The following is a 14,515-nucleotide window of genomic DNA, read 5'->3' as shown; positions in this document are numbered from 1 at the left end:
CAATTGCTTGATATCATAATTAGGATCTTCAGGTTTTAAATTCAACCCTTTTTTGATCGTAAAAACCAGTTTAGGAAAGATCGCCGTCCGCTTTTCTCGGCCTAACCCATCGATCCGGATCTTCAAGATCGATTTTTGGATCTCACGTGCGACCCATGAAGTTCCTAAACCAAACCCTAATGTGGTAAATGGGGTCTGCCCTTGAGAAGAAAAGAGAGTATTGATCTCATATTCAAGTGCTTGCATAGCATCGTAGATATCTTTTTTCGTCCGTTTTTTAGCAAATTCGATCTGCTTAGCTGGGTCTTCGATATATTCTTTAGATTCAGCTAAATGTTTATCATAATTTTTTAGCGCGAAGGGTTCTAAGACCTCATCGATCCGATCAGCCGAACAGCCACCATATTGACTAGAAGCAACATTAGCGATGATCTGTGACATTTGCGCAGTCGCGGTTTGGATCGAATGGGGACTTTCAACTTCAGCATTACCGATCTTAAAGCCATTTGTCAGCATCTCTTTAAAATCGATCAAACAACAATTCGTCATTGGACTCCAAGGAGTGTAGTCCAGATCGTGATAATGGATATCACCACGTAGATGAGCTTTAGCTACGTGCTTAGGCATCATTCGAAGTCCCAGCGTCTTACCGACAGTCCCAGCTGTCAGATCACGTTGCGTATTAAAAACATTACTATCTTTATTAGCATTTTCATGAACTAAACTTGGATCCTTAGATCGAAGACGCCCTAACCTGATAGTTGGGTCGGTCTCTTCTTGCCATTTAGCTTCATCAGCTTGATGGTAAACAACATAAGCCTTAGCTTCGGTATCATAGCCTAATTCATTTAGAGTAGCTGTCAATTTATCGTAGATCTCAGTGCTGGTAAGTGTTGTTTGGTCCGCTAACTTGGCAAGTAAAGCGAGAATAATTGCATCTGTATCTGTAGCCAAGCCTAGCTTACGCAAAACACTCTCCAACTTATAAAGTGCAAATGGCACCTCGTATCCATCTGTTTTGATGACCATCTTAGGTAATGCATACTTTTTTTGTTCCTTAAATTCCATCATCATCATCAGGTCCCTTCTACATCAGCTAAAAGTGAAAATGAACCACGATCTCAAATCATCATGGTCCACCTACAACATCCTAACTAACAAACTTATCTATATTAAATCCTATTTCCCTGTTGGTACTTTATATGATATAACCAATCGTAGCCAAACACAACATATAGTGTTTGGTTTCACAAAAAACACACTATATATTGAAAACAATATATAACGTTCGGAGCGCGCTCTTATCCTATTCAGCTCCGACTATCCAGTTGTGAAACTTTTTTTATCGGAAATTAGCTCTAACATGTCTAAAGTATTATACTTAAAGTGCAGATAATTTTAGAAAGCAGGTATCTTTTATGCAAGAAGAATTCCTAAATCAAATAGCTGACCAATTAAAACAAGGGATGACTGAATTTTTAGCACAGACTGATCTTAAAAAAAATGACATTTTTGTCTTAGGATGCAGCACTAGCGAGATCCAAGGCAAAAAGATCGGTAAATATTCCAATTTAGATGTTGGGCGTACAGTCATCAAAACTTTGACTGAGATCTTACCATCAGGGGTCCATCTTGCTGTTCAAGGCTGCGAGCATTTGAATCGCGCTTTGGCTATGGAACGTCAAGTCGCCGAAGATCACGGCTTAGAGATCGTTTCAGTTTGTCCCAGCTTACACGCAGGTGGAGCTGCACAAGTAGCGGCTTTTGAAACATTCAAAGATCCAGTTGAAGTAGAACATGTCACCGCCAAAGCCGGGATCGACATCGGTGATACTGCGATCGGAATGCACGTTAAATTCGTTCAGATCCCGGTCAGAACTTCGATCAAAGATATCGGTCTCGCTCACGTTACTTACTTAAGTTCGCGTCCAAAATTGATCGGGGGGCAACGCGCGATCTACAAATTTGAAAATCTGAATCAACAAGTTGATCCGTTAGAGCCATTAGCTTAATAAATATAAAAAGCTGGTAAGCCGACTCCAGATGGTGTGGAGTCAGTTTACCAGCTTTTTTAATTGTAATTTTTGAGCGTTCTTCTGATCTCACGTTCTTGATCACGGCGCTTGATCGTTTCTCGCTTATCGTAGCTGTGTTTACCTTGTGCAACTCCGATCAAAACCTTGGCAAAGCCATTTTTTAAATAGACCTTCAGCGGAACTAAAGTGATCCCCTTGCCACTAGTCTCATTAGCTAAACGCACGATCTGTTTTTTATGCAACAATAACTTACGATTGCGTAACGGATCATGGTTAAAACGATTGCCCTGAGTATATTCGGAAATATGCACATTCATCAGCCAAGCTTCGCCATTTTTGATCTGTGCAAAGCCATCTTTTAGGTTGATCCGGCCCGCACGTACTGATTTGATCTCAGTTCCTGTTAAAGCTACCCCAGCCTCAACAGTATCTAAAATATAGTAATCATGGCTCGCCTTACGATTTTGCGCTAAGGGACGCTCATGTTGTGCTTGTTTTGCCATTTATCTCAGTCCTCTTTTGTAAACTGCTATTTTTTATCACGACGTTTTTTATAGAATGGTTTACGTCCATTTTGAGCATTCAAACGTTGCGAATTATGCCGCTTATCCCGACGACCATTATTATTTTGATGTTTGAATGGACGCTTTTGTCCACGTTTATAGCCATTTTTTCGGTCAAATTTACGTTTTGGTGGCATCTCAGGTAATTCGACACCTTCTAATAAATCAGATTTTGGTGCTTTACCTAAGCTCAAAAGCTTAAAGTCGATCTCTTTTTGTTCAGCATTGACATTAACTAATTTGACACGGATCGGTTGCCCAATACGATAAGTTTGTTTTGTCTTACGTCCAACTAAAGCCATTTGCTTTTCGACAAAGATATAATAATCATCATTGATCTCACTGATATGGATCAGGCCTTCAACTGTATTGGGCAATTCAACGAACATCCCAAATTTAGTAACTGAACTAACGACAGCATCGAATTCTTCACCTATGTGGTCAGCCATGTATTCTGCCTTCTTCATCGCATCAGTATCACGTTCAGCATCGATCGCGCGACGTTCAGCTTGAGAACTATGTTGACTTACTTCTGGCAACTCAGCTTGGAATTTAGCCTGACTACCTTCACCAATACCATTTTCAGCATAGTAGTGGATCATACGATGTGCCATCAAATCAGGATAACGCCTGATCGGTGAAGTAAAGTGTGTATAATCTTTAGCAGCCAACCCAAAGTGACCCAACGGTTCTGGCGAATATTTAGCTTGTTGCATCGAACGCAATAACATCACTGATACCATTGGTTCTTCTGGCTTGCCCGCAACTTTCTTTAGGATCTTTTGAAGCATCTTAGGTTGAATATCGCTCACTTTACCAGTTACTTCGACTCCTAGACCAGATAACATTTCAAAGAAAGATTTGATCTTTTCTTCTTTTGGCGTCTCATGGATCCGATAAATAAATGGAACATGAAGATTTTTGTAGTGTGCTGCCACAGTTTCATTTGCGGCTAACATAAAGGATTCGACCATTCGCTCACTTGTCCCGCGTTCACGCAATTGGATATCGATCGCATGACCTTTTTCATCCACAATGATCTTAGCTTCTGTATCTTCAAATTCGATCGCACCACGGCGCTTACGCATCTTCAATAAGATCTTATGCAATTGGCCCATTTCTTCAAACATTGGGACTAATTCACGATAACGTTCTTTTTCTTTTTGATCATCTGACTCTAAGATCTTGTTGATCGATTTATAAGTCATCCGTTCGGTCGTCTTGATCACACTTGGGAAGATCTCATGTGAAACCACTTCACCTTGTGGATCGATCTCCATCTCACATGTCAAAGCCAAGCGTTCAACTTGTGGATTCAATGAACAGATCCCGTTTGATAATTTAGCTGGGATCATCGGAATGACCCGATCAGTCAAATAAACCGAGGTTCCTCGTTCGAATGCTTCTCTATCTAGTGGTGTATTAGGGGTCACATAATGCGATACATCAGCAATATGTACCCCTAAATGGTAGTTGCCGTTTTCTAATTTACGTACACTAACAGCATCATCTAAGTCTTTAGATTCAATGCTATCGATCGTCACCATCTGTTCAGCTGTTAGATCGCGTCTTCCAACTTTTTGTTCTGGCGTCACATGATCTGGGATCTGTGCCACTTGTTCCATAACATCTTCTGGGAATTTATGTGGGATATCGTGTTGATAGACGATCTGCAAAATATCGATCCCTGGATCGTTGACATTACCAATGACCTTAGTTGCGACCCCTTTGATGATCCCTGGAAGATCTGAACTAGGATAAGTCGTAATATCAGCTAAAACTATCTCACCTTCAACTGGATGTAATCCAGTATCTTCGACTAAAAAGCGGTAATTGGATAACTTTTTATCCCGTAAATGAACCGTTCCAATGATCCCACTAGGTACATTTTCATCCTTAAGTGGTTTGAATTCACCCACGACTTGAGTCAAATTGCGTTGAACGATCCCAGTAACTTTACCTTCGGGACGTTTACCGATCGCTGGATCTCCAGGTGTGATCATTTCGACCTCAACTTCATCTCCATTCAATGCTGAAAGAGTTTGTGTTGGATTGATAAAGTAATCTGGTTCTTCAGGATCGACCGTTACAAAGCCAAATCCGCGGTCATTTGCGTGAAAGATCCCTGTAAATTTAGGTGCGCTTTCATGCTTTACAGCACTAAAAAGGCCATCATCATCTAAGGCGATCACCTTATCATGTTCAAGTTGAGCGACTGCTTGGACAACAAAATTAAATTGCCCAGCTTTATTCATTTCTAATTTATCAGCTAACTCCTGAACAGTGAATTTCTTTTCAGGTTCAGCTTCAAAATAACTTATTAGTGATTCTTTTATCTTTTCTTTTTCCATTTAAATCCTCATCATCTTTTGAAATAATTAACATTCACTGTCATGACTTTTACTCGAAAAAAGCCCCCTGTGTTCATCATGCAGGAGGCTTTATCTTATAAAGCTAGTGTGCTGAAATGTATACTAGAGCTAAGGATAGCGCAAAGAATACGACACCTAAAACGGCCGTGACCTTTTGCATAAATGCTTCAAATCCACGTGGTTTTTGCTTACTAAATAATTCCGTTGCGCCACCAGATAAGGCAGAGGATGCATTGTCAGTCTTAGCTGGTTGCATTAAAACAGCAATAATGATCAGCACTGAAACGATCAGCAATAGTGTTAAAAGTATATTGTACAATCTAAATTTACCTCCTTACCCGCTATGGTAAACTACATCTATTATAATTTAGCATACTTACTCAAATTTTTCCAGTAACATTTCCCGCTAATTTGGTGGCAAGTCCGATAACTTAGTCAATTTATCTTTGATCAGAGCTTGCTTTTCTGGTGCGGTCAAGATAACTAAAGTATCCCCCGCTTTAAGTAATGTTTCTCCATGGGGCAAGATCTCTTTTTCACCACGACGGATCGTCAACAATAGACACTCTTTGGGCCATGCGATCGTCTTTACCTGACGCTCTTGTAATTTTGAACCAGCAAAGATCGGGAACTCAAATTGTTCATGCTGGTCGACTTTAAGCAGTATTTTCTGCTTAGCGGTATGGGCGCTTAAATTGGCCAACATCGCTTCATAGATCGGCTTACCGTGCAAAATATCACAAACCGCATAAGCCGTTAAGGAGACCAAGGCTAAAGGCATCAGGTGCTCTAAGGAACCGACCATCTCAGTTACCAATAAGATCGCAGTAAAGGGCGCTTTGCCGATCCCTGCAAAATACCCTGCCATCGCATAGATCATACAGTTAACTAAAAAAGCATCGGATAAGAGCCCCATTTGTGACAAAGCTTTCCAGTAAAGCGCGCCAAGTAAAGCCCCTAACGTCAAGATCGGCAAAAAGATCCCCCCGGGTAAACTAGAGCCATATGATAATGTAGAAAAAGCTAAGCGTAATAAAAATAAGCAAAATAAGCTACCTAGTGTCAAATGCCACGCTGGTAAACTGACGATCAAATTATTGCCACCACCTAGATACTGGGGCCAATACATCCCAATAAAGACCACTATGACCAACGGTATCGCTCCATAAAAGCGTGGTGAGAGCCACTTTATCTTTTGATATAGATAACTACTATTGAGCGTCAAAAATTCATATACTAAACCTAATAACCCCAAGAAGATCCCTAAAATAACTAAGGTCCAATAGCTACTTGGCGGAAAATTTTGATCATGAGGTAGATACAGCACTGGACGTGATCCAAAAAAGTTAAGCGAAACAAAATTAGCCATAATTGCTGCGGCCAGTGAAGTAGTCCAAACAAAAGATGAAAAATTATGATATATCTCCTCGATCACAAATAATGACGCTGCGATCGGAGCATTAAAAGCAGCAGCTAGTCCAGCAGCAGCCCCACCTGCCAGTAGACAATGTTGCTCACTTTTGGTCAGATGTAACTTCTGGGCAACGCCTTGCCCGACCATCGCTCCTAATTGGATCGAAGGGCCTTCTCGCCCTAAAAATAAACCTGAACCGATCGCTAGAACACCGCCGATCCATTTACGCCATAAGATCGACCACCAATCAACTTCAATTAGCCCAGCTAATTGACCTTCGACTTGCGGGATCCCAGAGCCACTGATATTTGGTTCTTTAACAAAAAAATGAGCATTCACGCCTAATACGAGCAGCAAAAAAATGATAACTACTGGCCAAAGTTTTGGTTCAGTCAATAATTTTGGATAAATATTTTGCATCACCTTAAGTAAATTTTCGATCACTGACCGAAATAAACTGACTACAAAACCTACTAATATACCAACTAGAGCTCCGCGAATGATAAAACGAAAGCGAACATAGTTTAGACTCTTTAAATTGATTTTTTTCATCTTTTCTTCCACTGCCTCTCCTAAACAGTGCCCCCTAGAAAATTTCATATGTAAAAACAAAAAGAGACCCACAACAGGTCTCTTTTTGCAGTAGCTATACTACTAGATTGTTAAGTCAATCAACTAATTATTTTTCTTCGATCGCTTGACGAGCTTGTTCACTCAAGTTGTAGAAGGAGTTGATACCTTTGTATTGAGCAACGCCACTTGTCAATTGATCTTCGATACGCATTAATTGGTTGTACTTAGCGATACGGTCTGTACGGCTCATTGAACCTGTCTTGATTTGGCCAGCGTTTGTAGCAACGACCAAGTCGGCAATCGTTGTATCTTCAGTTTCACCAGAACGGTGGGAAACGATAGCTGTGTAACCAGCTTCCTTAGCCATTTCAATAGCTTCGAAAGTTTCTGTCAAAGTACCGATTTGGTTAACTTTGATCAAGATGGAGTTTGCACAACCCATACGGATACCCTTAGCTAAGTATTGTGTATTTGTAACGAAGAAGTCGTCACCAACCAATTGAACTTTCTTACCAAGTTCAGCTGTGATCTCTTTCCAGTCATCCCAGTTGTTTTCATCGATAGGATCTTCGATCGAGATAATTGGGTATTTAGCAACTAAACCTTCAAGATATTTGATGAATTCAGCTGTTGTGAATTCTTCACCTGTTGACCAGCGAAGTTTGTACTTGCCAGTTTCACCATCCCAAAGTTCAGAAGAAGCAACGTCGATAGCGATAGAGATATCTTTACCTGGTTTGTAACCAGCTGCTTCGATAGCTTTGATCAAGTATTGTAATGGTTCTTCGTTGTTTGCGAAGTCAGGTGCAAAACCACCTTCGTCACCAACAGAAGTTACTTTACCATCAGCTGCAAGAAGTTTTTGCAAGTTGTGGAATGTTTCAGAACCCATACGAACAGCTTCTTTGATAGAAGAAGCACCAACAGGCATGATCATGAATTCTTGGAAGTCAACCTTGTTATCTGAGTGTGCACCACCGTTGATAACGTTCATCATTGGTGTTGGCAATACGTGTGCGTTTGTACCACCCATGTAGTTGTACAATGGCACTTGTAATTCATCAGCAGCTGCACGAGCAACAGCGATGGAAACAGCCAAGATAGCGTTAGCACCAAGTTTACCTTTGTTTGGTGTACCGTCCAAAGCGATCATAGCTTTGTCGATAGCGATTTGGTCTGTTACTTCGTAGCCAACGATTTCTTTTGCGATAATGTCATTTACATTGGCAACAGCTTTTGTAACACCTTTGCCCATGTAACGTGACTTGTCGCCGTCACGCAATTCAACAGCTTCGTGTTCACCTGTAGAAGCACCGGAAGGCACGATACCACGACCAAAACCGCCATCTTCTGTGTAAACTTCAGCTTCAACTGTTGGGTTGCCACGTGAGTCTAAGACTTCGCGAGCATAAATTTCTGTAATTGCAGACATAAAATATTACTCTCCTTTTAGTTTGATTGACTTTGAGAAATATTGTCCTCATCAATTATTTTAATGGTTTTAGCCTAAACTTTCAATCCATTTCATGAAGGTTCAAGCAAAAATTAATCTAGTCGTTAAAATTGACCAATTCTAGATATGATTCAGGAACTAATGAAGCCCCACCAACTAAGCCACCATCGATGTTTGGCTTAGCCATTAATTCTTTAACGTTAGCTGGTTTTACAGAACCACCGTATTGGATGCGAACTTTATCAGCAACATCTTGGTCGTATAGGTCAGCAACAGTCTTTCTTACAACTGCACAGATCTCTTCTGCTTGGTCAGATGTAGCTGTCTTACCTGTACCGATAGCCCAAATTGGTTCATAAGCGATCACAAGGTTTGAAACTTGTTCTGCTGTTAAGTCTTTAAGCGCAGCCTTAACTTGTGCTTGGACCCATTCTTCAGCCTTGCCAGCTTCACGAGTTTCTAAAGATTCACCACAGCAAACGATAGGTGTCATACCATTGTTAAAGATGGCATGTGCTTTTTTGTTGATGTCTTCGTCTGTTTCATGGAAGTAGTCGCGACGTTCGGAGTGACCGATGATCACATAGTCAACACCCATTTCTTTTAAAACTTTAGGTGAAGTTTCACCTGTGAAGGCACCTTCATCTTCAAAGTAGCAGTTTTCAGCAGCTACTTTTAATTCTGAACCTTTAGCATTTTCTAATAATGCTGGTAAGTCAACAGCAGGAGCAGCAATAACAGATTCTACTTCTGTTGCCTTTGGTAATTTATCTTTAACGGCTTTTACAAATTCAGCAGTTTGTTCTGGATTCATGTTCATCTTCCAGTTACCTGCAATAATTGGTGTACGCACGAAAATCATCCTTTCAAAGAAAATTGTTTAAACAAACTGGCAGGGGCAAAACATTACCCCTGTCAGCAATTGATCAATGGTTATTACTTGTCAGAGACGGCAGCAATACCAGGAAGTGTCTTACCTTCAAGATATTCAAGGGAAGCACCACCACCAGTAGAGATGTGTGTCAACTTGTCTGCGATACCTAATTTCTTAACAGCAGCAGTTGAGTCACCACCACCAACGATCGTAGTTGCATCTGTCAATGTGCCTAAGAATTCACCAACGCCAAGTGTACCCTTAGCGAAGTTAGACATTTCAAACACACCCATAGGTCCGTTCCAAACAACTGTCTTAGCATCTTTCAAAACACTCTTGAACAATTCAACAGATTTTGGTCCGATATCAAGTGCCATGTAACCATCAGGAATGTCACCTTCAAATACTTTTGTAGGTGCATCATTGTTGAATTCAGGTGCACATACGTTATCAATTGGTAAAACGATCTTGTCGCCAGCTTTTGCAAGCAATTCTTTAGCCAATTCGATCTTATCTTCTTCAACTAAGGAGTTACCGATCTTGATACCCTTAGCAGCGTAGAATGTGTATGTCATACCACCACCAACGATGATCTTGTCAGCTTTGTCAAGTAAGTGTTCGATAACACCGATCTTATCAGAAACCTTAGCACCACCTAAGATAGCAACGAATGGATGTACTGGGTTGTCAACAGCTTCACCCAAGAACTTGATCTCTTTTTCTAATAAGAAACCAGCAGCTGCTTGTTCCATGTTACTTGCGATACCAACGTTAGAAGCATGTGAACGGTGTGCTGTACCAAATGCATCGTTAACGAACACATCGCCAAGTGATGCCCAGTACTTGCCAAGTTCTGGATCGTTACCAGATTCTTTTTTGCCGTCTAGATCTTCAAAACGTGTGTTTTCAACAACTAAAACATCGCCATCTTCCATTTCTGCGATAGCATCTTCTAATTGTTTGCCACGTGTAGCAGGAACAAATGTAACTTTTTTATTCAAAAGATCAGCTAAGTGTTCTGCAACTGGACGTAAAGACAATTTTTCTTTGTCTTCTTCAGTCTTGATACGGCCAAGGTGTGAGAACAAAATAGCCTTGCCACCTTGATCTGTGATGTATTTGATCGTTGGCAATGCTGCTACCATACGGTTATCATCACCGATAACACCGTCTTTGATAGGAACATTAAAGTCAACACGAACTAAAACTTTTTTACCTTTAAGATCTTTTAAATCTGAAACAATAAGTTTAGACATAAGTAAGCCTCCATGTTTTGTTAAAAATAAAAGGCGGGAGGAGTCTGCCTCCCCCCGCCTCATAACCTGCATAACAAGTTAAAATTAGCGTTTAGCTAAATCTTAAAGCATGCTTGCAAATTTTTCCAATGTACGGATCATTTGTGCTGTAAAGCCAGCTTCGTTGTCGTACCATGCAACAGTCTTAACAACTTGTGCATCGCCTTCACCAACAACTTGTGTTTGTGTTGGGTCGAAGATAGAACCAAATGATGTACCGATGATATCTGAAGAAACGATACCGTCAGCATTGTAACCAAATGATGGGTTGTTTTCTGTAACTTTCTTAACTGCTTCGTTAACTTCTTCAGCTGTAACTTCTTTGTCAAGAGTTGCAACTAATTCTGTTAATGAACCTGTGATAACAGGAACACGTTGTGCATGACCGTCTAACTTGCCGTTCAATTCTGGAACAACTAAGCCGATAGCTTTAGCAGCACCTGTTGAGTGAGGAATTGTGTTTTGAGCTGCAGCACGTGCGTTACGTACGTTACCACCGCGATCTGGACCATCTTGTAATTTTTGTGTAGCTGTGTAAGCGTGGATAGTTGTCATTGTACCAGCTTTGATGCCAAATGCATCGTTAACAGCCTTAGCAAGTGGTGCCAAGCAGTTTGTTGTACATGAAGCAGCAGAAACGATTTGGTCTTCTGGTGTCAATGTATCATCGTTAACACCGTAAACGATCGTCTTCATCTTGCCAGCTGGAGCTGAAACAAGAACTTTCTTAGCGCCTGCTTCTACGTGTGCTTGTGCCTTTTCTGGAGATGTGTAGAAACCTGTTGATTCAAGAACCAATTCTACACCATCGTTCTTAACCCAAGGAATGTTGCGTGCGTCTGCTTCTGCGTAAACAGGAATTTCCTTACCGTTAACGATAAGTGCGTTTTCTGTTGCGGAAACTTCACCTTCAAATTGACCATGAGCTGTGTCATATTTCAACAAGTGAGCCAACATTGCTGGAGATGTCAAGTCGTTGATAGCAACGATTTCCAAGTCTTTTGATGTTTCAGCAATACGACGGAATGCTAAACGGCCGATACGACCAAAACCATTAATACCTACTTTAGTAGTCATACTACAATTTCCTCCTTTAGGAAATAAAAATTTATTTTAAAAAGTAATGTTCAAAACACTACTCTTTTAAAATCGCTTTTGCTGCTCCCTCGTCTGTGATCAGACATGTTTGTTTAGGAGCGTGTTTCATGTAAGAGACGATCGCTTTTGCTTTTGAAGTACCACCAGCGACGGCAATTACACATTCCATAGAAGCGAGGTCTTCTAATTGGATCCCGATACGTGAGATCCGATATACGATCTGCCCTTTTTCATCAAAAAAATAACCAAATGCTTCCCCGACCGCTTTTTTCTTATTCAACATTGCGATCACTTCTGGTGACATCGAACGCCGATGTGCCATATGCATTGCTGTCCCGATGCTGTGGATCACAGCATTACTTTGGCCGATCAAATTGACGACCTCTTGAACAGCAGGTTCTTTTAACAATGGACGATACGTACTCTCGCTTACTTGCTCAGGCACATAGAGCGAACGGCTTTTTCCACCAGTCCGTCGTGCCATCCGAGCACACACGTTATTTGCCTGGATCTCCATCCGTTCACCTAGCCCTCCTCGTGCAGGCACAAAGAGAAGTTCACGTTGAAGACCAATATCAGGAGTCAAACAGGCAGCGATCTGCGCCATCGTCGTCCCTCCCATAGCAGCTATAATATTACGACCATGGGGCAATAACGTTTTTAATGTGTTGGTAACAAGTTTTCCCATCTCATCAACTACCTGTGACTGATCATCGCTGTCACCAGCAACGACCAAGCAATTCTCGATCCTAAGCTTTTGACTCAAACGTAATTCCAATTGCTTAAGATCTAATAATTGATCGACAAAACTTGCTAACCCCTGAATAACTTCTTTACCCTTATCTGTCAAGACCATCCCAGACTTAGTTGCTGCGACGAGTTCTTGTCGTTTTAGGCAATCTGCCTCACTCCGTAAGATCCGCTCGCTCATGCCCAAGGCTTCGGCTAATGAACGTCTACCTATTGGTCCAAACGCTGCAATCTGCTTTAGCACTGCATATCTTCGACTTAAGGTATCGATCACATCTGGAACGATCCGCTCGATCCACTCGATCTCTTGGTGCATAATCTTCGTCTCCCTTTCTGTGGGACATGAAACGTCCAGAGGTTTGACAGCTCATTGCTGAGCTGATCACTTGAGTAAGTCATTACAGATCATTCTACCGTGATGACCCACTCCCCCAAGCACAATGAAATTATAACAACAATATTTCCCTTTTGCAAGGTATTGAGAGCGAAAATTCAATAAAAAAAACGAAAATCACTTAGTCACACTAGCAACTATCCGAAGTTTTAACAGTCCACAAGTGTGATCGTTTATAAATTAACGAACTTTAACTCTAAAACACACAGTGATCGCCCGTAAATCAAGGAACGATAATGTTTTTTAGAAAATATTTTGCCTGATCCCTTAAAATCTTTTTCGCTTACTTGAAGAAGCGATATTTAATTTTTCACGATACTTAGCAACCGTTCTACGGGACACTTTCAGTCCATCACTTTGTAACTGCTCTGCTAATTTTTGATCTGAGAGTGGCTTATGTTTATCTTCCGTTTCAATATATGCCTGGATTTTTTTATACACTTCAACAACACTAGTTTCATTATCAGCTTGATCCGTATTGACTGCCTGGGAAAAGAAACTCCGTAATTCAAAGATCCCAAAATCAGTTTGCAAATATTTACCATTCACCGCTCGACTGACTGTTGATTCATGTAGTTGTAATTTTTGTGCTACATCACGCAATAACATCGGTTTTAATGGATGATCTGGGGCCTTAAAAAATTCTGGCTGTCGCGCTAAGATCTCTGCTCCGACCCGCTCGATCGTTCTTTGCCTTTGAGCCAACTCAGCTACCAAAGTTTGATATTGCTTCTTCTTTTCCTTTAAATAATCAGACACGCTTTGATCAAGTTCACCGACTAAACTTTCATAGTAACTTTTGCGGAAAATGACTCGTGGTTTGACTAAAGTAGTTGATTCTGCTTTAAGAGTACCGTTGACATTTTTAACGATCAGATCTGGAGCGATATAGGTAGTTTCACTTTGATCGTAAGCCTTACCTGGTGCAGCTGACAAAGTCTTTAGATAATCGATCAACGCCTGCATCTGCTTTAGATCGATGGCCATATTTTTAGCGATCTGTTCCCATTTACTTTGGGTAAAGAGTTCAAAATACTCAGCGATCACGCGATAAGCTAGATCATCGCGCCCCCGCTCACTTTCGATCTGAAGCAATAAACACTCTTGCAGATCACGCGCACCAACACCTGGAGGATCTAAGCGCCACAAAAGGGTCAAAGCATCATCAAGTGTTGTTTGGTCGATTTTTTTATCGCGGACCAGTTTTTTTGTATCAAGCTTTAGATACCCATTTTGATCTAAGTTTTGGACAAAGTAAACGACCCAATCACGCAAAACGGTTTTTCGCATTGTCAGGTTGACTTGATCGAGCAAATAATCAAAAAGTGAGCTAGTTTTGCTTGGTTGTGTCACAAAATCTGGCAATGGCTGTCCGCTTGAACTGCCATTAAATGAAACAGCCACAAAAGGATTATCCAATTCGATCTGCGAGAGATAGTCTTGAAGTTCGCTAGCATTAAATTTGAGCATCTGGATCGATTGTTGCATTTTTTGCGTCATGATCAACTTACCTTGTTGCTTTTGTTGTAATGTTGCATCTTGTCTAAGTTTCATTTTTTTATCCTTTTTGCAAATTTATACTTGTAATTATATCAAATATATTTTAATATAATAAAGTACGCATCGCTAGTGTAATGGATCGCACGCAAGATTCCGGTTCTTGTAATCTGGGTTCGACTCCCAGGTGATGCAT

Annotated in this window: 12 protein-coding genes and 1 tRNA gene; 2 read left to right on the top strand and 11 right to left on the bottom strand. The window is 40.9% G+C overall.

Annotated elements, in window-relative coordinates:
• A partial coding sequence (gene nrdD / locus Q9Q35_RS03210) for an anaerobic ribonucleoside-triphosphate reductase (protein WP_304652104.1) occupies positions 1-1,071 on the bottom strand: 1,071 nt, incomplete at its 3' end.
• Positions 1,072-1,418: 347 nt separating this feature from the next.
• Between nrdD and Q9Q35_RS03205 the strand changes: the two genes are divergently transcribed.
• Positions 1,419-2,012, top strand: a complete 594-nt coding sequence (locus Q9Q35_RS03205; RefSeq protein ID WP_304652103.1) for a TIGR01440 family protein — start codon at positions 1,419-1,421, stop codon at positions 2,010-2,012.
• A 59-nt stretch (positions 2,013-2,071) separates the two neighbouring features.
• Here the strand turns inward: Q9Q35_RS03205 and smpB are convergent, their stop codons facing one another.
• From smpB to rpoN, 10 genes are all read right to left on the bottom strand, one after another.
• The gene (smpB, locus tag Q9Q35_RS03200) at positions 2,072-2,539 is read right to left on the bottom strand and encodes an SsrA-binding protein SmpB (protein WP_304652102.1); all 468 of its coding nucleotides are present in this window, start codon (positions 2,537-2,539) and stop codon (positions 2,072-2,074) included.
• A gap of 26 nt (positions 2,540-2,565) precedes the next feature.
• Positions 2,566-4,950 carry a ribonuclease R gene (gene rnr, locus Q9Q35_RS03195; protein ID WP_304652101.1) on the bottom strand — a complete coding sequence of 795 codons (2,385 nt, stop codon included), beginning with the start codon at positions 4,948-4,950 and terminating at the stop codon, positions 2,566-2,568.
• Between the two features lie 103 nt (positions 4,951-5,053).
• Positions 5,054-5,290 (bottom strand): preprotein translocase subunit SecG, encoded by a 237-nt coding sequence (gene secG, locus Q9Q35_RS03190; RefSeq protein WP_010689272.1) that lies wholly within the window; start codon positions 5,288-5,290, stop codon positions 5,054-5,056.
• An 87-nt stretch (positions 5,291-5,377) separates the two neighbouring features.
• Positions 5,378-6,937 (bottom strand): ClC family H(+)/Cl(-) exchange transporter, encoded by a 1,560-nt coding sequence (locus Q9Q35_RS03185; RefSeq protein WP_304652100.1) that lies wholly within the window; start codon positions 6,935-6,937, stop codon positions 5,378-5,380.
• A gap of 127 nt (positions 6,938-7,064) precedes the next feature.
• A complete protein-coding gene (gene eno / locus Q9Q35_RS03180) occupies positions 7,065-8,390 on the bottom strand; it encodes a phosphopyruvate hydratase (protein ID WP_004048249.1) in 1,326 nt (441 codons plus the stop codon).
• A gap of 118 nt (positions 8,391-8,508) precedes the next feature.
• Positions 8,509-9,264, bottom strand: a complete 756-nt coding sequence (gene tpiA / locus Q9Q35_RS03175) for a triose-phosphate isomerase (protein WP_304652099.1) — start codon at positions 9,262-9,264, stop codon at positions 8,509-8,511.
• Positions 9,265-9,347: 83 nt separating this feature from the next.
• Positions 9,348-10,541 carry a phosphoglycerate kinase gene (gene pgk / locus Q9Q35_RS03170; protein ID WP_304652098.1) on the bottom strand — a complete coding sequence of 398 codons (1,194 nt, stop codon included), beginning with the start codon at positions 10,539-10,541 and terminating at the stop codon, positions 9,348-9,350.
• Positions 10,542-10,643: 102 nt separating this feature from the next.
• A complete protein-coding gene (gene gap / locus Q9Q35_RS03165) occupies positions 10,644-11,657 on the bottom strand; it encodes a type I glyceraldehyde-3-phosphate dehydrogenase (protein WP_010689278.1) in 1,014 nt (337 codons plus the stop codon).
• 58 nt (positions 11,658-11,715) lie between these two features.
• Entirely contained in the window at positions 11,716-12,744 is a 1,029-nt protein-coding gene (locus Q9Q35_RS03160) for a sugar-binding transcriptional regulator (protein ID WP_304652097.1), read from the bottom strand.
• A 345-nt stretch (positions 12,745-13,089) separates the two neighbouring features.
• Positions 13,090-14,376 (bottom strand): RNA polymerase factor sigma-54, encoded by a 1,287-nt coding sequence (gene rpoN / locus Q9Q35_RS03155; protein WP_304652096.1) that lies wholly within the window; start codon positions 14,374-14,376, stop codon positions 13,090-13,092.
• A gap of 66 nt (positions 14,377-14,442) precedes the next feature.
• On the opposite strand from rpoN, the gene Q9Q35_RS03150 reads away from it, so the two are divergent.
• Positions 14,443-14,514: transfer RNA gene (locus Q9Q35_RS03150), tRNA-Arg, on the top strand.
• Position 14,515: the final 1 nt, after the last annotated feature.

The organism is uncultured Ligilactobacillus sp., from assembly GCF_948826705.1.
Lineage (GTDB): Bacteria > Bacillota > Bacilli > Lactobacillales > Lactobacillaceae > Ligilactobacillus.
Note: the sequence above shows the minus strand (reverse complement) of the source record. Positions and strands in the feature narration are given on the sequence as shown.

Coding starts and splice junctions, on each gene's coding strand:
- Q9Q35_RS03185 (WP_304652100.1), bottom strand. CDS start 6,937: ATGAAAAAAATCAATTTAAAGAGTCTAAACTATGTTCGCTTTCGTTTT.
- rpoN (WP_304652096.1), bottom strand. CDS start 14,376: ATGAAACTTAGACAAGATGCAACATTACAACAAAAGCAACAAGGTAAG.
- pgk (WP_304652098.1), bottom strand. CDS start 10,541: ATGTCTAAACTTATTGTTTCAGATTTAAAAGATCTTAAAGGTAAAAAA.
- Q9Q35_RS03205 (WP_304652103.1), top strand. CDS start 1,419: ATGCAAGAAGAATTCCTAAATCAAATAGCTGACCAATTAAAACAAGGG.
- eno (WP_004048249.1), bottom strand. CDS start 8,390: ATGTCTGCAATTACAGAAATTTATGCTCGCGAAGTCTTAGACTCACGT.
- gap (WP_010689278.1), bottom strand. CDS start 11,657: ATGACTACTAAAGTAGGTATTAATGGTTTTGGTCGTATCGGCCGTTTA.
- rnr (WP_304652101.1), bottom strand. CDS start 4,950: ATGGAAAAAGAAAAGATAAAAGAATCACTAATAAGTTATTTTGAAGCT.
- Q9Q35_RS03160 (WP_304652097.1), bottom strand. CDS start 12,744: ATGCACCAAGAGATCGAGTGGATCGAGCGGATCGTTCCAGATGTGATC.
- smpB (WP_304652102.1), bottom strand. CDS start 2,539: ATGGCAAAACAAGCACAACATGAGCGTCCCTTAGCGCAAAATCGTAAG.